A 17,722-nucleotide genomic window follows, 5' to 3' on the forward strand; every position below is an offset into this window, starting at 1 on the left:
CGAAGCCGAACGCCGCCGAGCACTCCCGCAATGGCTGCACACCTACAATCACCACCGCGGCCACACCGCACTCGACGGCCAACCACCCGCCAGCCGCGTCCCCAACCTCCATAGACAGAACAGCTAGTTCACCCGGATCAGGCGCTTCAGGTACGACGGCTCGTCCAGCGCCGACCCCAGCACCAGCGGCACCCGCGCGGCGCCCGCCGTCACCTGGCCGACCCGCTCGCCGGCGGCGCCCTGGTGCGGCGGGTCGCCCTGGATCCCGACCGAGACCCGGAGCCCCGGCCACCCGACGACCGTCACCGCGGACGCGGCGCGCAGCGGCGTCGACCCGCCGAGCCCGTCGTCGACCGTCCCGACCCTGGCGCCCTTCGGCGCCAGGGTCGCCGCCGTCATCGAGCCCTCCACCGCCTGGATGAGCCGCCCGGCCGCCGCCACGGCCCCCTGCGCGCTCGGCGACTTCTGCGCCATCACCGCGCCCAGGATCAGCGTCGGCACGCCGCCGACCTTCCGGCGCGCGGCGAACACGTAGTTCCCGCCGGCCGCGTCGGTGTAGCCGGTCTTCCCGCCGACCACCCCGTACTGCCCGACCAGGACGTTGCCGCCCGGCCGCGCCGGGCTCCCGTCGTCCGGCACGTACGCCCGCCGGTTCACGATCTCGGTGAACGCCGGCACCTTCATCGCCGCCCGCAGCAGCTTCACCTGGTCCTCGGCGGTGCTGACCGTCCCCGAGTCGTAGCCGCTCGGGTCGGTGTAGCGGGTGCCGGTCATCCCGAGCTCCCGCGCCGCCGCGTTCATCTTCGCGACGAACGGCTGGTCGCCGCCCGAGTCCCAGCGCGCCAGCTCGTGCGCCAGGTCGTTCGCCGAGATGATCAGCAGCGCCTCCAGGGCCTTGCGCTCGGTCAGCCGCTGCCCCGCCGTGATGCCGAGCAGCGACTCCCCGCGCCTCTTGCGCGCCGGGATCTCCGCCACCCCCTGCGGCGACACCGCCAGCACCGGCCCGGACTGGCCCGTCGCCAGCGGATGGTCGCGCAGGTAGACGAACGCCGTCATCACCTTCGCGACGCTCGCCGTCGGCGTCGGCGCGGACCCGCCGGACGACCCCATCGTCCCCAGCCCGTCCACGTACACCGTCGACTGGCCCACCGCCGGCCACGGCAGCGCGGGCGCCGCACCCGGGAACACGTGGCCGGACGCGAGGCTCAGCTTCACCGTCGGATCCGGAACGGGCCGGATGAGCTGCCCGGCCACCACGCCCACGACCAGCACCAGCGCCGCGACGAGGACGATCATCAACCCCCGGCGCTTCGGGCGCTTCCCCGCCTCGGCCACGGGCGGGGCCGGAGCGGGTGCCTGCGGTACGGCGACCTCCCACGGCCCGCTCTGCACGGGCCGCACCGGCACCGCCGCGCCCTGCGGCGCCCCGGCCTGCGGCGCAGCGGTGTGGGGTGCCGTGCCGTGGGGTGCCGCGCCCTGGTGTGCCGCGCCCGGCGCCGCGTCCCACCGGACGGACTCGGGCCGGAACCCGCCCGCGGGCGCCTGCCGCGGCGCGTCCCACACCACCGGGCCGGAACTCTGGCGCGGAGACTCCCACCAGCCCTGTTCGCGCGGCCGTTCCTCCGAAGGCGGTGCCGCCGGCGCTTCCGGCGCGGGGACCTGCCAGGGAGCCGGCAGCCGCTCGACCCGCGTCACCGCGGCAGGCGAGTCCGCCGGTGACGGCGGCGCCTCCGGGCCCCGCGGCCGCTCGTGCTCCTCCGAGTCCGGCGCCTCGCTCTCCTCGGACGCCGCGGGCGCTTCCGGCTCGTCCGGCTCGTCCTCCCAGGACCCGTCCGGCTCTTCCTGCCAGGATCCGTCCGGCTCTTCCTGCCAGGACGTTTCCGGTTCGTCCTTCCAGGACGTCTCGGGCTCGTCGTTCCAGGACGTCTCCGGCTCGGCGGTCCCGGGTGGTTCGGCGCTCGGCGCCGGCTCGTCCTCGTCCTCGGCGTCCTGCGCGGGCTCGGCGTCCTCCGGCGGCGCGGGAGGCGGGTCCTGGTCACGGCCGGGGCCCGCGTCCGGCGCTGCTTCGGCCGGCTCGGCGTGCTCCTCCAGGTCGGTCTGCGCGGTGCCCGCCTCGGGCTCTTCTTCTTGCGCGTCCGCGGGTTCCTGCGACTCCTGCGGCCTCTCGGGACGCTCCTCTGCCGCCTCCGCCTCTACCTCCGCCGTCGCTTCCGCGCTCTCAGGCTCCGCGTCCGTCTCCCGCGGCGCGTCCTGCTCGGGCGTCTCGTCGGGGGCTTCGTCCTCCTGCGAGGCGGTCGTGTCCGCCTCCTCGCCCGCGGAAGCCTCGTCCGGCTCCTCGCCGGGCTCCTCGCCGGACGGTTCGGGCTCGTCCGCCGCGGGCGGTGCGCCCCCGGCGGGCCCTGCCGGGCGCCGGATGTCGGGCCTGGTCAGCGAGGCGTTCTTCGCCGGGGCGGGCGCCGGGATGCGGAACTCGGCGGTGGCCGTCCGGCCCGGCTCGTGCTCGGCGTCCTCCGGGCGCTCGGCGGGCTCCGGATCCTGCGGGACGTCGTTCACGGGCCTGCCCCTCCAAGCTCGATGATCATGCATGCGGGCGGGGGGTGGTCCTTCGCCGTGGATCCCCCGTGCACCTTGAAAGATGTCCACTTTAGCGACGAGGTTCGGGCTGTTATGCATCAGTGATCTTCGAAGGTGCGGCGGGCCGCTGTCCCGGGGCTCCGATGACGCCCGTGAACCCGGTGGCGGGGTTGCGGAGATACACCGCTGACACTGTCCCCGACGAGAAGGCCGGTCCGCATGCCATGGTGTCCGAGATGACCGCGCCGCCCGAGGTCCCGGCGTGCGACGCCGATCTGATCGGGCGGTCGTTCGACGATCCCGAGGCGTTCGCAGCGCTGTTCGACCGCTACTCCGCCATGCTCTACCGGTACGTGTCGCGCCGGCTCGGCCCGGAGGCGGCCGAGGACGTCGTCGGGGAGACGTTCCTGGCCGCGTTCGGCAAGCGGCACCGCTACGACCTCGCGCAGCGGGACGCGCGGCCGTGGCTGTTCGGGATCGCGACGAAGCTCGTCGCGCGGCACCACCGTTCGGAGGCGGCCCGGTACCGGGCGCTGCGCCGCAGCCCGGTGGACGGGCCGGTCGAGGGCCCGGCGGAGCGGGTCGCGGCCGGGGTGACGGCGTGGGCGTCGCGTCCCGCGCTCGCCGAGGCGCTGGCCGGGCTGCCGCGCCGGGACCTGGACGTGCTGCTGCTCGTGGCGTGGGGCGACCTGGCGTACGAGGAGGTGGCGCGGGCCCTCGGCATACCGGTCGGCACGGTCCGGTCCCGCCTGAACCGGGCGCGGCGCAAGGTGCGCGCGGCGCTCGGCGACACCAACCCGATGGACGAGGAGGAGTGACCGTGGACGACCTGGAACTGCTCCGCGACCTCGGGCGCGAACTGGGGGGCGAGCCGCCGCCGGCGCTGGCGCGGCAGCGGGGGCGGCTGCTGGACGCGGCGCGGGACCGCCGCCGGTCCCGGCTGCCCGGGGGGCGCTGGACGCTGCTCGGCCTGGTGGCGGCGGTGACGGCGGCGGCGATCCTGGTGCCGGCGTGCGTGCTGCACGGGCGCGGTGCGCGGCCGGTCGCGCCGGACTCGTCCGCGATCACGGGGAAGGCGCTGAACGTCCTCGTGCTGGGGTCCGACCGCCGCGCGGGGGGGCCGGCGCGGGCGGACACGGTGGTGATGGTGCACCTGCCCGCCGACCGCAAGGCCGGGACGGTGGTGAGCATCCCCCGGGACTCGCTGATGGACGTTCCGGCGTGCGAGGGGCCCGGGGGACGGAAGTTCCCCGCGCGTCGCACGATGATCGGCGCGGTCTTCTCCTACGGCGGCGCCTCGTGCGTGGGGAAGGCCGTCGAGGACGCGGCGTCCGTCCGGATCGACGGCACGATCGTGATCGAGTTCTCCGGGTTCGAGACGATGGTGGACGCGCTCGGCGGGGTCGAGTACACCGTGCCGGACGCGGTCACCGACCCGTCGGGGCGGGTGCTGGTGCCGCCGGGGCGGCAGCGCCTGGACGGGCGGCGGGCGCTGGACTACGTGCGGGCCCGCCGGGGCCTGGACGATGGGTCGGACCTGGCGCGGGTCCGGCGGCAGCAGAGGTTCATGGCGGCGCTGCTGGACGCGGCGCACGGCGAGCAGCTGAGGAACCCGGTGCGGTTCGCGCGGTTCCTCGCGGCGGCGGCCGGGTCGGTGAGGACGTCGCCGGGCCTCGATCTGAAGGCGATGGAGTCGCTCGCGGGGAGCCTGAAGGACCTGTCTCCCGGGCGGGTCCGCTACGCGACGGTTCCGGTGCGTCCCGCGCCGGACGATCCGAACCGGCTGGCGTGGGTCCCGGCGGCGGCCCGGACGGTGTTCGCGCCGTTCAGGGGGTAGCGCCGGCTCCCGGAGCCGGCGGTCCGCACCGCGATGAGTGGCAGCCAATTTGTCGGGTAGAGCCGGAATCGTCCCAATGCTCCCAGCAGTACTCCCACGAGCCTCGAGGGGTGTGTGCAATGGCCAGGAAGATCCGCGACATCATGACCGGCTCCCCGACGTCGGTGTCCCCGGACCTCGACATCGTCACGGTGGCGCGGGCGATGCGCGACGAGGAGATCGGCGCCGTGCTGGTCGCCGAGGGCGACGACCTGCTGGGCGTGGTCACCGACCGGGACCTGGTGATCCGCGGGCTCGCCGCCGGCGGCGACCCGGCCAAGGCCGCCATCGGCGGGCTCGCCAGCAGCGTCACCGCGACCATCGGGCCGGACGACTCGCTCGACAAGGCCGCGCAGATCATGCGGGAGCGGGCCGTGCGGCGGCTGCCCGTCCTGGAGGACGGGCGTCCCGTCGGCATCGTCTCCATCGGCGACCTGGCGATCGAGAAGGACTCCGCCTCGGCGCTCGCCGACATCAGCGCCGCCCGCTCCACCTTCTGACGACCCGCCCGGCGGGCTAGGGGAGGGCCGCGACCAGGCGGTCCAGGTCCTCTTCGTTGTTGTAGTAGTGCACGGACGCCCGCACGGCCGCGTCGAGGCCGTGCGGGTCGTACCCGTGCGTCCTCGGCTGGGCGACGCTGACGTTGACGTCCCGGCCCCGCGCCGCCACCTTGACCGCGGCGGCGTCATGGCCGTCCACGGTGAAGGTGACGATCCCGGACGGCCGCTCGCCCCGGTCGAGGACGGTGATCCCTGGCCGGTCGGCCAGCATCCGCCGCAGTGCCGCGGCGAGGCCCGTGACGCGCTCCTCGATGGCGGCGGCGCCGAGCGCGGAGGCGTAGTCGGCGGCGACGGCGAGCCCGATCTGCCCGGCGACGTACCGCTCCCACGTCTCGAAGCGGCGCGCGTCGTCCCGGATCTCGTAGCCGTCGGGCGCCCTCCACTCGGCGGCGGTCAGGTCGAGGAACGGCGGCTCCAGCGTCCGGGCGATCTCCCGCCGGACGTACAGGAAGCCGGTGCCGCGCGGCCCGCGCAGGTACTTGCGGCCCGTCCCGGACAGCATGTCGCAGCCGATCTCGGCGACGTCCACGGCGAGGTGCCCGACGGACTGGCACGCGTCCAGCAGGTAGAGGACGCCGTGCTCGCGGCACAGCCGGCCGACCTCCGTGGCCGGGTTGACCAGCCCGTTGTAGGTCGGGATGTGGTTGAGCGAGACGAGCCGGACGCCCCCCTTGGCCAGCTCCGCCTCCAGCGCGTCCAGGGCCAGGGTGCCGTTCGCGTCGTCGGGGATCACCTCGACGCGGGCGCCCTTGGCCGCCGCGACCTGCTGGTAGGCGATCGCGTTGCTGGAGTACTCGCTGGTGGTGGTGAGGATGCGGTCGCCCTCCGCGAACGGGATCGCGTAGAAGGCCAGGTCCCAGGCGCGCGTGGCGTTCTCCACGTAGGCGATCTCGTCCGCGCGCGCGCCGATCAGCCCGGCGACCGCGCCGTAGAAGTGCTCGACGGCGTCCGCCCTCAGTTCCGCCGCCTCGTAGCCGCCGATCGTCGTCTCCAGCGCGAAGTGCTCCGCGACCGCCTCGATCACGGGCGCCGGCGGCAGCGCCGCGCCCGCGTTGTTCAGGTGCGCCACCCGCGCGCACCCCGGCGTGTCCGCCCGCGCCTTCCCGACGTCGATGCCGTCGGCGATGCCGGTGTCGGTCCCCACGTTGCGCCCCCTCCGTTGCCGATCACTCGGATTATCGGTGATCGACACCGGATTGTCGTACCCGCGCGCGACGATGGCGCTCGCCGACGACTTGACCTCAACGATCGTTGAGGTTCGAGGATGGGGCTCCCGAGCCGCCGACGACTGAGGACCGCCCGAATGGACATGGAAGTCACCGCGTGGACGTCGCTGCACCACGCCATGAACGCCCAGGACGACCGCCGGCCGGTCTCGAAGGCGACGCTGCGCCGGATCGCCGCCTTCGCCCGCCCCCACCGCCGCCCGCTGGCCGCGTTCCTGCTGTTCAGCGTCCTGCTGGCGATGCTCGCCGTCGCCACCCCCGTGCTCGCCGGACGGGTGGTGAACGCGATCGTCGACCGGTCGGCCGCGTCCACCGTGGTCGGGCTGGCCGTGCTGATCGCCGTGCTGGCCGTCGCGGAGGGCGGGCTCGGCCTCGCCAACCGGTGGCTGTCGGCCCGCATCGGCGAGGGGCTCATCCTCGACCTGCGCACCGCCGTCTTCGACCACGTCCAGCGGATGCCGATCGCGTTCTTCACCCGGACCCGCACCGGCGCGCTGGTCAGCCGGCTCAACAACGACGTGATCGGCGCGCAGCGCGCGTTCAGCGACACGCTGTCCGGCGTGGTCAGCAACCTCGTGACGCTGCTGCTGACGTTCGCCGTCATGGTCGGCATCTCCTGGCAGGTGACGCTGCTGGCGCTGCTGCTCCTGCCGGTCTTCGTGCTGCCCGCCCGCCGGATGGGCACCCGCCTCGCCGGGCTGAGGCGCGAGGCGGCCCTGCACGACGCCGCGATGAGCACCCAGATGACCGAGCGGTTCTCCGCGCCCGGCGCCACCCTGGTCAAGCTGTTCGGCCGGCCGGACCGCGAGTCCGCCGAGTTCGCCGCGCGCGCCCGCCGCGTCCGCGACATCGGCGTCCGCACCGCGATGGTGCAGCACGTGTTCATCACCGCGCTGACCATGGTGTCCGCCCTCGCCCTCGCGCTGGTCTACGGCCTCGGCGGCTGGATGTCGCTGCGCGGCCACCTCGACGCCGGCGCCGTCGTCTCCCTCGCGCTGCTGCTCACCCGGCTGTACGCGCCGCTGACCGCGCTCGCCGGCTCCCGCGTCGAGGTGATGAGCGCGCTGGTCAGCTTCGAGCGCGTCTTCGAGGTGCTCGACCTGCGCCCGCTGGTCGCCGAGAGGCCCGAGCCGCGCACCGTCCCGGACGGCCCCGTCGCGGTCGAGTTCGACGGCGTCACGTTCGGCTACCCCGCCGCCGACAAGGTGTCCCTCGCCTCCCTCGAAGCGGTCGCGGCGCTCGACACGCGCGGCGGCGTCGACGTCCTGCACGACGTGTCGTTCCGCGCGGAGCCCGGGCAGATGGTCGCGCTCGTCGGCTCGTCCGGCGCCGGCAAGTCCACGATCGCGCAGCTGCTGCCGCGCCTGTACGACGCCGACTCCGGCACCGTCCGGCTCGGCGGCGTGGACGTCCGCGACCTGTCGTTCGCCTCGATCCGCGCGACGCTCGGGATGGTCACGCAGGACGGCCACCTGTTCCACGAGTCGATCCGCGACAACCTGCTGCTGGCCCGCCCCGAGGCGTCCGAGGACGAGCTGTGGGACGTGCTGCGCCGCGCCCGCCTCGACGCCCTGATCGAGGGGCTGCCGGACGGCCTCGACACGATCGTCGGCGAGCGCGGCTACCGGCTGTCGGGCGGCGAGCGGCAGCGGCTCACGATCGCCCGCCTGCTGCTGGCGCGGCAGCGCGTCGTCATCCTCGACGAGGCGACCGCCCACCTGGACTCCACGTCCGAGGCCGCCGTCCAGGAGGCGCTGGCCGAGGCGCTCGACGGCCGCACCGCCGTGGTGATCGCGCACCGGCTGTCCACCGTCCGCGCCGCCGACCAGATCCTGGTCGTCGAGGAGGGCCGGATCGTCGAGCGGGGCACGCACGACGAGCTCCTCGCCGCCGGCGGCCGCTACGCCGACCTGTACGAGACGCAGTTCGACACCCGTCCGCCCCTCGAACCCGTCGCCTGAACCCGGCCCGGGACCGATGAGTTACGGGCCGCGGGACGGTCATACCCGCAAGAGCCGACCATGAGGAGCGACGATGAGCGACGACGGCGGGCTGTCGCCCGCGGGGCTGGACCGGATGCGCCGGGTGATGACCGGCTTCGTCGACCGCGGTGAGTTGCCCGGGTTCGTCGCGCTCGTCCAGCGGCGCGGGCGCACGCACGTGATCGAGGCGGGCGCCCTCGAAGCCGGCGGCGACGCCCCCATGCGGCGCGACACCCTCTTCCGGATCGCCTCGCTGACCAAGGCGGTCACCGCGGCCGCCGCGATGATCCTCGTCGAGGAGTGCCGGCTCCGCCTGGACGACCCGCTGCACGACCTGCTCCCCGAGCTCGCCGACCGGCGCGTCCTGCGCCGCCTCGACGGCCCGCTCGACGACACCGTCCCCGCCGAGCGGCCGATCACCCTGCGCGACGCGCTCACCTTCACGCTCGGCTACGGCGTCACGTTCACCCCGGAAGGCCCGCCCCCGATCATGCGGGCGATGCTCGACACCGGCGTCGACAACGGCCCGGACGGCCCGCCCTGCGGCCCCGACGAGTGGCTGAAGCGGCTCGGCGCGCTGCCGCTGGCGCACCAGCCGGGCGCCGGCTGGCTCTACAACACCGGCGCCGACGTGGCCGGCGTGCTGATCGCCCGCGCGACCGGGCGCCCGTTCGAGGAGTTCCTCCGCGAACGGATCTTCGAGCCGCTCGGGATGCGCGACACCGGCTTCACCGTGCCCGCCGGGCGGACGGGGCGGCTCGCCGCGTCCTACACCTCCGACCCCGCCACCGGCGCGCTCGTCCGCCGCGCCGACCCGCGCGACGGCGCCTACGACCGCCCGCCGGTCTTCCCCGCCGGCAGCGGCGGCCCCGGCCTCCTGTCCACCGTCGACGACCACTGCGCGTTCCTGCGGATGCTCCTGGACGGCGGCCGGTGTCCGGGCGGGCGGCTGCTGTCCCGCCCGTCCGTCGAGCTGATGACGACCGACCGGCTGACGCCGGAGCAGAAGGCGGGCAGCGGGGTGTTCCTCGGCTCGGGCGGCTGGGGCTTCGGCCTCGCCGTCGACGGCCGCCGCGAGGACCTGTTCGTCCGCCCCGGCCGGTTCGGCTGGACGGGCGGCCTCGGCACGTCCGCCTACGCCGACCCCGGCGAGGACATGATCGGCATCGTCTTCACCCAGCGCGCCATGACCTCCCCGGAGCCGCCGCGCCACTTCCAGGACTTCTGGACCACCGCCTACGCCGCCATCGACGACTAGGACGACAACGACAGGTCGTAGCCCTTGCCCGGCTTGCGACGAACGAGCCGGACCCGCTCACACGTCAGCCATCACCGGAGACGCGGCCATCACCACCTGTCGCCGTCCTAGGGATGAGCCTGAGCATCGTGCGCTCACGGGGCCGCAGTGTCAGGCCGAGCTGCGGTCGAGCCGATGGCGCCCCCAGCACGGTGACGTGCAGCGTACTGAGCACGGCAGCGATGATGAGCTGGACCTCTGCCAGGAAGAACGGCTTGCCGACACACGCGTGCGGTCCTCCGCCGAAGGTCAGGTAGGAGAAGGCCGGCTGCTGCGCGCCCGGGTCGTGGCGGGACGGGGCGAACTCCTCAGGCCGGTCCCAGAGTTCGGGCAGCCGGTTGGTCAGGTAGGGGCTCATCACGATCAGACCGCCGGCCTTGACCGGCGCCCCGCCGATCACGTCGTCGTCGACCACCTTGCGCGGGAGCATCCAGCCCGGGGGATAGAGGCGCAGCACCGTCCATAGGAAGGTCATCGCGATGGTGGTCGTCTCGGTGCCGGCGACGAAGAGGGACACCATGCCGTCCCGTAGCTCCTGGCGGGTGAATCCGCGCCCGTCGGAGGTCCGGGCCTCCAGCAGCCGCGAGACGATGTCGCGCCCGTCCGGGCCCCGGCGCCGGGCCCGATCGACGATGGGGAACACCATCTCGTCGATACCGGCCACGGAACGCCGGAAGCGGCGGTCGCCGGCGAAGGGCACCGCGTTGGGGACGAAAGGGAACATCAGCCGCGGCCGCATCGAGGCCGAGGTGGTTCGGAGCGCGGCGCCGAGCCGGTCGGCCTGCTCATCGGTGATCTTGTTACCGATCAGGACCCGGGTGATCGCGCGGTAGACGATACGGGCCATCTCCTCGCCGGCGTCCAGTGCTCTGCCGTCGCGGCCGCGTGCCGCCATCTCCGCCACGGCGGTCGAGATGGTCGCGGCCATCTCGTCGGCGAAGTCGCGGATGCTGGGGCCCGACACCAGCCGCGCGAACACCTCGCGCTTGGTCCACCACAGCTCGTCGGCACCGGACGGATCTCCGATGAGCCGGCTGAGCGGGCGCCACAGCCATCCCTCGCGCACGTAGTTGCCCTTGTTGCGGATCAGGATCGTCGGGCCGAGTGACCAGCAAGGGGCGGACGCCGCCCAGGTTGATCCGCACCACCTCCCCTCCCGACTCGGCGCCGATGCGCTCGACCGCGGCCAGCGGGTCGCGCAGGAAGACGGGAGCGATCGTGCGCAACGGGATGGTCCTGATGGTCTGGGTCACCGAGGCATCCTCCGGTTGTGGGACCGTTCCATGGGGCGTTTCACCGACGATGATCACAGTGCCGGGAAACGTGAAGAAGGTCCGAAGCCGTGAGATCTCGCTTCCGTCGGGCCGGCGCGCGGTCCTCGTTCCGGGCCCGCCTCGCCGACGCTTGCGCAAGGAGTCGGCGCTGACCGTGCTCACCACGGTCATGCGGTGACGGCCCGCGGTCAGCGGGGGATCAGGGTGAGCGCGGTCAGCGCGACCGTGCCGACGAGCAGGGTCGACAGGGCGCCGAGGACGAGCCCGCGCCGGCCCGTCCGCACCAGCTCCTTGACGCGCACCGCCGACCCCAGGCCGAACATCGCGGCGGCCAGCAGCACGGTCGAGACGTCCTTGGCGCCCGCCAGCACCGGGCCCGGGACCATGCCGGTGCTGCGCAGCGCCAGCATCACCAGGAACCCGACGACGAACAGCGGCACGATCGGCGGGCGCCTCCCGTCCGCGTGGACGCCGGCGCGCCGCTCGACCACGCCCATCCCCGCGACCATCGGCGCGAGCAGCACGACCCGGGTCAGCTTCACGATCACCGCCGTCCCGACCGCGGCCGCACCGGCCGGGGACGCGGCCGCCACGACCTGCGCGACCTCGTGGACGCTCAGCCCCGCCCACATGCCGAGCGACTCCCGGCTCAGCCCGAACACGTGCGTCCCGAGGAACGGGACGACCGCGATCGCCGCGCTGCCGTAGATCGTCACGAGCGTCACGCCCGTCGCGACGTCCTCCTTCCGGCTGCGCGCGACGCTGTCCATCGCCACGATCGCCGACGCCCCGCAGATCGAGAACCCCGTCGCCACCATCAGCGCCAGCCCCTTCGGCACCCCGACCAGCCGGCCGAGCGCCAGCGTCCCCGCGAACCCCGCCAGGACCGTGACCAGCACCACCGCCAGCATGCCCGGCCCGAGCCGCAGCACCTCGGCCACGCTGAGCTGGAGGCCGAGCAGCACCACACCGATCCGCAGGAACTTGCGCGTCGCCCACTGCAGTCCGTACGCGGTGGCCTCGGGCAGCGCGCCTCCGACCAGCACGCCGAGCAGCACCGCCACCGTCAGCGCGCTCAGCGCCGGCACCCACCCGTTGATCACCATCGCCGCGGCCGCGCCCGCCGCCGCCACCGCGACCCCAGGGCCCGTCCGCCTCGTCCACGACCGGACCCGCTCCGCCCGCACCGCCTCCACTGTGCTCATGGGTCCGACCCTCGGGGACCCGGGACCGCGCCGGAAGCGGCCGATCCGACCTCACGTCATAACCTGGGGGCATGGCACAACCCCCGGACGTGGAATCGCTCCAGCTGCTCGTGCACGTCGCCGACCAGGGCAGCCTCACCGCCGCGGCCGCCGAGCTCGGCATCAGCCAGCCCTCGGCCAGCAAGCGGCTGTCCCGGCTGGAGCGCCGGCTCGGGCTGCGCCTCCTCGACCGCACCCGACGCGGCTCCGCCCTCACCGCCGACGGCGCCCTCGTCACCGGATGGGCCCGCCGCGTCCTCGACGACCTCACCGCCCTCACCGACGGCGCCGCCGCCCTGCACCGCGCCCGCACCGCGCAGCTGACCGTCGCGGCCAGCCTCACCGTCGCCGAGTACCTGCTGCCCGCGTGGATCGGCGACCTCCGCCGCGCCGACCCCGGCCTGCACGTCGGCCTCCAGGTCACCAACTCCTCGCGGGTCTGCGAACTCGCCCGGCACGGTGAGATCGACCTCGGCTTCATCGAGTCGCCCGGCCGCCCGTCCGGGCTCCGCTCCCGCGCCGTCGCGGGGGACCGGCTCGTCCTCGTCGCGCCGCCCGGCCACCGCTGGACGCGGCGCCGCCGCCCCGTCGACCCGGCGGAGGTCGCCGGCACCCCGCTGATCACCCGGGAGGCGGGCTCCGGCACCCGGGAGGCCGCCGCGCAGGCGTTCGCCGCGCACGGCCTGCGGCCCGTCCCGCCGCTGCTGGAGTTCGGGTCGAGCACCGCCGTGCGCAACGCGGTCGTCGCCGGCGCCGGTCCCGCGCTGATCAGCGAGCTCGTGGTCGCCGCCGATCTCGCCGCCGGCACCCTCACCGCGGTCGAGATCGCCGGGATGACGGTGGAACGGTCCCTGCGCGCCGTCTGGCGGACCGGCGCCGACCCCACCGGCCCCGCCGCCGCGCTCCTCGCCCGCGCCCGCCGCCCCGCCGCGAAGGCGTAGCCTGCGGGGCGTGGTCGCCTACGACGTGTTCCTCGCCGACTGTCCCGCCCGCACCACCCTCGCGCTGATCTCCGACACGTGGTCCGTGGTCGTGATCATCGCCCTCGGCCGCGGCCCCGCCCGGTACGGCGAGCTCCGCGGGAAGATCGGCGGGATCAGCAACAAGATGCTCACCCAGACGCTGCGCCGCCTCACCGACAACGGCCTCGTCGAGCGCCGCGAGCTGCGCACCGCCCCGCCCGGCACCGAGTACCGCCTCACCGACCTCGGACGCAGCCTGCTCGTCCCCGTCTGCGCCCTGTCCCGCTGGGCGGAGGAGAACACCGACGCGCTGCTCGCCGCCCGCCCGGCTTAGGGAACCACCAGGTTCCCCACGGCCTCCTACATTCCTTCGCAGACCCCGAAAGGACCTTGGGAGGCATCATGAAGATCGGTGTGCTCGGCGCGGGAATGATGACCGAGTCCCTCGCCGCGGGCTGGGTCCGCGCCGGACACGACGTGCTGATCGGCGGCCGCACCCCCGAGAAGGCCGCCGCCCTCGCCGCACGCATCGGCGCCCGCGCGGGCACCCTCCGCGAGGCCGCCGAGTTCGGCGACGCCGTCCTCGTCGCCGTCCGCCGCGAGGGACTCGAGGAGACCATCGCCGCCGCCGGCGGCGCCCTCGCCGGCAAGCCGGTGATCGACTGCGGCAATGCCGTCGACGTCACCGACTTCTCGCAGGTCACCTACCAGGACGGCACGTCCATGGCCGAGGAGATCGCCCGCCTCGCGCCCGGCGCCCACGTCGTCAAGGCGTTCAACCAGGCGCAGGCGTCCGTGTGGGCGATGGACCCGCCCGCCTTCGACGGACGCCCCCTCGCCGTCCCGTACGCGGGCGCCGAAGAGGGCAAGGCCGCCGCCCGCACCCTGATCACCGACCTCGGCGCCGAGCCCCTGGACGCGGGCGACCTCCGCCAGGCCCGCAACCTGGAGGCGATGGCCATCGTGATCATCCGGCTGCTGTTCTCCGGCTACGACCCGCACTCCGTCTTCGCCTTCGTCAGCCCCGGCCGCACCACCGAGGCGTTCACCTCGCGCTGAGCGGACGGCGCCGTCCGGCGCGGCTCAGCCGAGGATGAGCGGAACCCGCGCGGCCAGACCGCCCAGCGCGGCCCGCTCCGCCCCGGTCGCCGCCCGCCGCCCCGTACCGACCAGGAGCGCGTCCGTGTCGGAGAACGAACCGGGGAACGCCGCCCCGGCGATCCCCTCGAGCAACGCCCTGGCCGCCGCGAGCGCCTCCGCCGAAGGCCCCGCAACGGGCGGCAGATGCGCGACCAGGTCGAGGTGATGCAGGGTCCATTCGAGGACGTACGCGGACAGGAAGTCCCCGACCGTCAGCACCTTCTCCTGCGTGCTCACCCGCGCCGCGCGGTCGGCGAGCCCCGCGGCGCGCCCCGCCGCCGACCCGACGTCGTCGAGATGGAACTTCAGCCACCGCGGCTCGCCGTACGCGGCGGCGAGCCGCGGGATCAGCGCGTCGAGCGGGTCGTCACCGGTCGGAGGCTCGTCGCCGACGTCCCAGTAGGACACCGCGTCCGCGGTCGGCTCCGTCACGGCGGGCGTGACCAGGGTGATCAGGACGTCCTGGGCGTCGATGACCAGATGGCACGCGAGGTCCCGCACAAGCCACCCGGCGCAGCCCGACGGCCGCTCGAAGTCCTCGTCGGAAAGTCCCGCGACCGCCGCGAGCAGCGCCGTCCACGACCGTTCGAAGAGATCCACCCGCCGCACGCTAACTCATCGGAAGCGTCTTGGGACGCTCTACCCGAAGGGCATCCGAGGGCCCTATTCAGGGCCGCATGAGGTCTTAGCGGGGCGTTCTAGCGATACGGGAAAGTTCTAGTGGTACGGGGAAGTTCTAGTGATACGGGGGATGGGTGTTCGGGTGGTGGGGTGGCGCTGGCGTACGGGGCCGCCCCTCCAAAGTCAAGGGCGCCTTCGGCGTCGCTTCGCGATGGACTTCGTCCACCCTTGACTTTGGAGCCTCTGCGGCCCCTGAGGCAGCGTTAGGGGCAGGCTCCGCCTGCCCCGCCCCGGGTCGCGCCACCCCACCACCCCCTTCCGTGACCGAGCAGGCTCTATGCCATTGCGTAAAGCTCGTCGAGTGCGGCGCGGACATCACTCCCAGGCGATTCGACCGCACAACGCCCGCCCAATTCCACGCGGACATCATCCACGGGCCGCGTGCGGATGACGGCACGGTGGCGGCCGTGCAGAACTTCCAGGCCACGATCGAGTTTCTGGGTCAGCAGCATGGAGGCGCTGCCGCACGCCTCGTCCTCGCCCTTCCCGATACGAGGCGCCCACAGCCGCGCCCGCACCCGCCCGGCCTTCTGGTCCTCCCAGGCCCACACCTGCGTGAAGTCCTCGCCGTCGGGCAGGCCGGTGAGCGCGTCGATCTCGGCGGCGCTGCTCATCTGGTAGTGCCGCCACGGCTTCGACCACCGCGCCGGCGCCGTGAGCCACACCGTCCCGTCGGCGTCCCTGCGGCACGGCACCGGCCCGGCCTCAGGGATCAGCTCCTCCGGCGCCCGCCCGATCCTGTGCAGAGCCTCCACAGTGGCCAGAAGAGGGTGCCCGCCGAACCGGATCGACTGCCCGTAGTTGCTGTGAATGCTGACCCGCCCCGCCGCCGCATCCACGACGAACACGGTGGCAGGGACACCCAGCCGCGTCGCCAACTCCTGGCGCTCCCCGGCAGTGACCGAGCTTGCCTCCGGCTCCACCACGACCAACGCAGGATTGCCATGCTCACCTGCGGCGTTAACGAACGCCCGCACGAGCCAACACTTGATCATGCCGCCGACGCTACCCGCCCGGCACCCAAACCCCACCAGAGGGCGACAGCGACGCTGCCTGTGTGGCATCGGACGTGATCGTTATGCGGCCCAGTCGAGGGCGGGGTTGTCGGGTGGGCCGATGTTGCCCGGTGGTCCGGTCCCGGTCGTGGGTCCTCTGGCGTCGGCTGGTGGGAGTAGCCGGTAGACGTAACGCCCGTCGTGATCTTCGGTGATCTGGATCTGGTCGGGGTTGGTGTGCTTGAACCGGTTGTGCCACCCGCAGGTGAGCGCGAGCTGATCGATGTCGGTCGGCGATCGCCCGAGCGCCCACCCGTGCACGTGGTCCACTTCGCACAGTGTCCCGGGCACTTCGCATCCGCGTACCGCACAAGAGGAGTAGAGCGTCTCAAGCACCTGCCGCTGCGCTGCGGAGGCGAACCGTTCCCGATATCCCAGGTAGAGCGGGGTGTTCCCGCGCCCGAGGAGCAGGGGTGAGACTCCGGCGGCCAGTGCGATGCGGCGGGCCTGGGCGGCGGGGATCGGAGTGCCGTCGGTGAGGCGGGCCGGGGTGTTGCCTCCGGTGAGGGTGTCCAGGTCGCAGATCACGGTGACCTTGGATGCCTTATGGCCACCCGACAGCACGCTGGACAGTGCCGCTGCGGTGCGTTCGGGGAGGTCGCGGCGGTCATCAGGCCCGGCCGGCTTGGCCAGCGGAGCCAGAGTGCCGTCCCAGATCGCAGCGTCTTCGGGGTTCAGCCACCCCTTCACATACCGGCCGCCGTCCAGCGAACGCGTGGTCGTGAGCCACGACTTGTCGTAGCCGCGTTTGGTGTCCTGGTCGGGGGCGTCTTCGGTGTCGTCGCGGTCGGCGATGAGGTCACGGATGCGGCGCCCGAACGCAGCGACCTTCCCCGCCGAGAAGCCCTGGTCGACGAAGCCGAGCAGGGTCGCCTCCGCCTTGGCACAGTCGGTGTCGTCCAGGCGCGAGACCGAGTCAGCGACCGTGATGGCGTAGCCGTGGGACAGGTGTCCGGAGGAGAGCTGGGCGCAGACCTCGGGCAGGCGATGCCGCTGCCGGGCGAGAGTGAGGCGCTCCTTCACCCGGTTGTCGCGCATGCCCAGCCGGGACCGCAGCCATGCTTGGGTGGAGGGATATCCCCACCGGGCCTGCTCTTTGGTGGCGTCGACTCGGCCGATGAAAGCGGCGAGCGCGCTTTCTTGCATATCGGAGGCTGCCACGAGGGTTTCGGTGAGTTCCAGGCACGCGGCCGCCGATTCCGGGGCTTCTCGCGAGGCGAGTTCAGTGGCGATGGTTGAGAGCGCGTTCACCAGTTCCATAGTGGACGCGGCCTCAAACTCGACCGTCACTGATTGCATACGTAAATGGTACCCTGTGTGACCAACATTTATGGCTGTTCACGGCACATTCTGTTCGGTATTTTTCGGCGGGAAAAACAGCGGGCCCTTTGGGGCGCCTTCCTGGAGGGACTTGGCCCCTTACGGAAGGGGGTGGTGGGGTGGCGCGACCCGGGGCGGGGCAGGCGGAGCCTGCCCCTAACGCTGCCTCAGGGGCCGCAGAGGCTCCGAAGTCAAGGGTGGACGAAGTCCATCGCGAAGCGACGCCGAAGGCGCCCTTGACTTTGGAGGGGCGGCCCCGTACGCCAGCGCCACCCCACCACCCGAACACCCATTCTCGGTGGTCGCTAGAACGCCGCGTGATCTGCAAGTGTCAAGCCCGCTGACGGATGGCCGCAGTAACATCGATGACCGCACTTGAAGACCCTGGGATCCCGGCCAGTATCAAGTCTCGGCCGAGTTAATGAGCCATCTGAATAAGTCGACACCGCGCGTCATCCGCTTCCCCCTCGCTGGCAGTTCCTTGACGCCCTGCGGCGCATCCGCCACGGCTAGCCGGCCGCCCGCACCGGC

The 17,722-nt window shown here is 73.3% G+C and carries 16 protein-coding genes and 1 pseudogene; 10 read left to right on the forward strand and 7 right to left on the reverse strand.

Annotated features, from left to right (window positions below; genetic code table 11):
• Positions 1 to 127: pseudogene (locus tag J4557_RS13400) on the forward strand (IS481 family transposase); the annotation flags it as partial.
• Here the strand turns inward: J4557_RS13400 and J4557_RS51645 are convergent.
• Positions 124 to 2,553 (reverse strand): hypothetical protein, encoded by a 2,430-nt coding sequence (locus tag J4557_RS51645; protein WP_307799740.1) that lies wholly within the window; start codon positions 2,551 to 2,553, stop codon positions 124 to 126. The pseudogene J4557_RS13400 and the gene J4557_RS51645 overlap by 4 nt on opposite strands.
• A 257-nt stretch (positions 2,554 to 2,810) precedes the next feature.
• Here J4557_RS51645 and J4557_RS13410 point away from each other — a divergent pair, with 257 nt between their 5' ends.
• The 3 genes from J4557_RS13410 (at position 2,811) to J4557_RS13420 (ending at position 4,950) form a co-directional block, all read left to right on the forward strand.
• Entirely contained in the window at positions 2,811 to 3,392 is a 582-nt protein-coding gene (locus J4557_RS13410) for an RNA polymerase sigma factor (protein ID WP_208266850.1), read from the forward strand.
• 2 nt (positions 3,393 to 3,394) lie between these two features.
• The gene (locus J4557_RS13415; RefSeq protein ID WP_208266851.1) at positions 3,395 to 4,411 is read left to right on the forward strand and encodes an LCP family protein; all 1,017 of its coding nucleotides are present in this window, start codon (positions 3,395 to 3,397) and stop codon (positions 4,409 to 4,411) included.
• Positions 4,412 to 4,530: 119 nt separating this feature from the next.
• Complete coding sequence (locus J4557_RS13420; protein ID WP_208266852.1) at positions 4,531 to 4,950, forward strand: CBS domain-containing protein; 420 nt, start codon at positions 4,531 to 4,533, stop codon at positions 4,948 to 4,950.
• Positions 4,951 to 4,966: 16 nt separating this feature from the next.
• On the opposite strand, the gene J4557_RS13425 is transcribed toward J4557_RS13420, so the two are convergent.
• Positions 4,967 to 6,154, reverse strand: a complete 1,188-nt coding sequence (locus J4557_RS13425) for an aminotransferase class V-fold PLP-dependent enzyme (RefSeq protein ID WP_307799743.1) — start codon at positions 6,152 to 6,154, stop codon at positions 4,967 to 4,969.
• A gap of 159 nt (positions 6,155 to 6,313) precedes the next feature.
• Between J4557_RS13425 and J4557_RS13430 the strand changes: the two genes are divergently transcribed.
• Both J4557_RS13430 and J4557_RS13435 read left to right on the forward strand, forming a co-directional pair.
• The gene (locus tag J4557_RS13430) at positions 6,314 to 8,197 is read left to right on the forward strand and encodes an ABC transporter ATP-binding protein (RefSeq protein ID WP_208266853.1); all 1,884 of its coding nucleotides are present in this window, start codon (positions 6,314 to 6,316) and stop codon (positions 8,195 to 8,197) included.
• 73 nt (positions 8,198 to 8,270) lie between these two features.
• Positions 8,271 to 9,476 carry a serine hydrolase domain-containing protein gene (locus J4557_RS13435; protein WP_208266854.1) on the forward strand — a complete coding sequence of 402 codons (1,206 nt, stop codon included), beginning with the start codon at positions 8,271 to 8,273 and terminating at the stop codon, positions 9,474 to 9,476.
• Between the two features lie 64 nt (positions 9,477 to 9,540).
• On the opposite strand, the gene J4557_RS13440 is transcribed toward J4557_RS13435, so the two are convergent.
• Positions 9,541 to 10,581 (reverse strand): cytochrome P450, encoded by a 1,041-nt coding sequence (locus J4557_RS13440; protein ID WP_208266855.1) that lies wholly within the window; start codon positions 10,579 to 10,581, stop codon positions 9,541 to 9,543.
• A gap of 38 nt (positions 10,582 to 10,619) precedes the next feature.
• On the opposite strand from J4557_RS13440, the gene J4557_RS13445 reads away from it, so the two are divergent.
• A complete protein-coding gene (locus J4557_RS13445; RefSeq protein WP_208266856.1) occupies positions 10,620 to 10,967 on the forward strand; it encodes a hypothetical protein in 348 nt (115 codons plus the stop codon).
• 10 nt (positions 10,968 to 10,977) lie between these two features.
• Here J4557_RS13445 and J4557_RS13450 read toward each other — a convergent pair whose 3' ends face one another.
• Positions 10,978 to 11,994, reverse strand: a complete 1,017-nt coding sequence (locus J4557_RS13450) for a YeiH family protein (RefSeq protein ID WP_208266857.1) — start codon at positions 11,992 to 11,994, stop codon at positions 10,978 to 10,980.
• 71 nt (positions 11,995 to 12,065) lie between these two features.
• On the opposite strand from J4557_RS13450, the gene J4557_RS13455 reads away from it, so the two are divergent.
• The 3 genes from J4557_RS13455 to J4557_RS13465 all read left to right on the forward strand — a co-directional run bounded on the left by J4557_RS13455 (position 12,066) and on the right by J4557_RS13465 (position 14,054).
• The gene (locus tag J4557_RS13455; protein WP_208266858.1) at positions 12,066 to 12,974 is read left to right on the forward strand and encodes a LysR family transcriptional regulator; all 909 of its coding nucleotides are present in this window, start codon (positions 12,066 to 12,068) and stop codon (positions 12,972 to 12,974) included.
• 10 nt (positions 12,975 to 12,984) lie between these two features.
• Positions 12,985 to 13,329, forward strand: coding sequence for a winged helix-turn-helix transcriptional regulator (locus tag J4557_RS13460; protein ID WP_208266859.1), 345 nt, complete (start codon positions 12,985 to 12,987; stop codon positions 13,327 to 13,329).
• A gap of 68 nt (positions 13,330 to 13,397) precedes the next feature.
• On the forward strand, positions 13,398 to 14,054 hold the full coding sequence (locus tag J4557_RS13465) for an NADPH-dependent F420 reductase (RefSeq protein WP_208266860.1): 657 nt from the start codon (positions 13,398 to 13,400) through the stop codon (positions 14,052 to 14,054).
• Positions 14,055 to 14,078: 24 nt separating this feature from the next.
• Here the strand turns inward: J4557_RS13465 and J4557_RS13470 are convergent, their stop codons facing one another.
• The 3 genes from J4557_RS13470 to J4557_RS13480 form a co-directional block, all read right to left on the reverse strand.
• Positions 14,079 to 14,735: a maleylpyruvate isomerase N-terminal domain-containing protein gene (locus tag J4557_RS13470; RefSeq protein WP_208266861.1), complete on the reverse strand. Its 657-nt coding sequence runs from the start codon at positions 14,733 to 14,735 to the stop codon at positions 14,079 to 14,081.
• Positions 14,736 to 15,091: 356 nt separating this feature from the next.
• Positions 15,092 to 15,811 carry a PhzF family phenazine biosynthesis protein gene (locus J4557_RS13475; protein ID WP_208266862.1) on the reverse strand — a complete coding sequence of 240 codons (720 nt, stop codon included), beginning with the start codon at positions 15,809 to 15,811 and terminating at the stop codon, positions 15,092 to 15,094.
• An 81-nt stretch (positions 15,812 to 15,892) separates the two neighbouring features.
• Positions 15,893 to 17,170, reverse strand: a complete 1,278-nt coding sequence (locus J4557_RS13480; protein WP_208266863.1) for an HNH endonuclease signature motif containing protein — start codon at positions 17,168 to 17,170, stop codon at positions 15,893 to 15,895.
• Between the last annotated feature and the right edge of the window lie 552 nt (positions 17,171 to 17,722).

Origin of the sequence: Actinomadura nitritigenes, from assembly GCF_017573545.1 — a bacterium.
In the GTDB taxonomy this organism is placed as follows: Bacteria; Actinomycetota; Actinomycetes; order Streptosporangiales; family Streptosporangiaceae; genus Spirillospora; species Spirillospora nitritigenes.

Excerpts from the sequence above, each read along its gene's own strand:
- J4557_RS13410 (WP_208266850.1), top strand. The coding sequence starts at position 2,811 with ATGACCGCGCCGCCCGAGGTCCCGGCGTGCGACGCCGATCTGATCGGG.
- J4557_RS13420 (WP_208266852.1), top strand. The coding sequence starts at position 4,531 with ATGGCCAGGAAGATCCGCGACATCATGACCGGCTCCCCGACGTCGGTG.
- J4557_RS13430 (WP_208266853.1), top strand. The coding sequence starts at position 6,314 with ATGGACATGGAAGTCACCGCGTGGACGTCGCTGCACCACGCCATGAAC.
- J4557_RS13435 (WP_208266854.1), top strand. The coding sequence starts at position 8,271 with ATGAGCGACGACGGCGGGCTGTCGCCCGCGGGGCTGGACCGGATGCGC.
- J4557_RS13450 (WP_208266857.1), bottom strand. The coding sequence starts at position 11,994 with ATGAGCACAGTGGAGGCGGTGCGGGCGGAGCGGGTCCGGTCGTGGACG.
- J4557_RS13455 (WP_208266858.1), top strand. The coding sequence starts at position 12,066 with ATGGCACAACCCCCGGACGTGGAATCGCTCCAGCTGCTCGTGCACGTC.
- J4557_RS13465 (WP_208266860.1), top strand. The coding sequence starts at position 13,398 with ATGAAGATCGGTGTGCTCGGCGCGGGAATGATGACCGAGTCCCTCGCC.
- J4557_RS13475 (WP_208266862.1), bottom strand. The coding sequence starts at position 15,811 with ATGATCAAGTGTTGGCTCGTGCGGGCGTTCGTTAACGCCGCAGGTGAG.
- J4557_RS13480 (WP_208266863.1), bottom strand. The coding sequence starts at position 17,170 with ATGCAATCAGTGACGGTCGAGTTTGAGGCCGCGTCCACTATGGAACTG.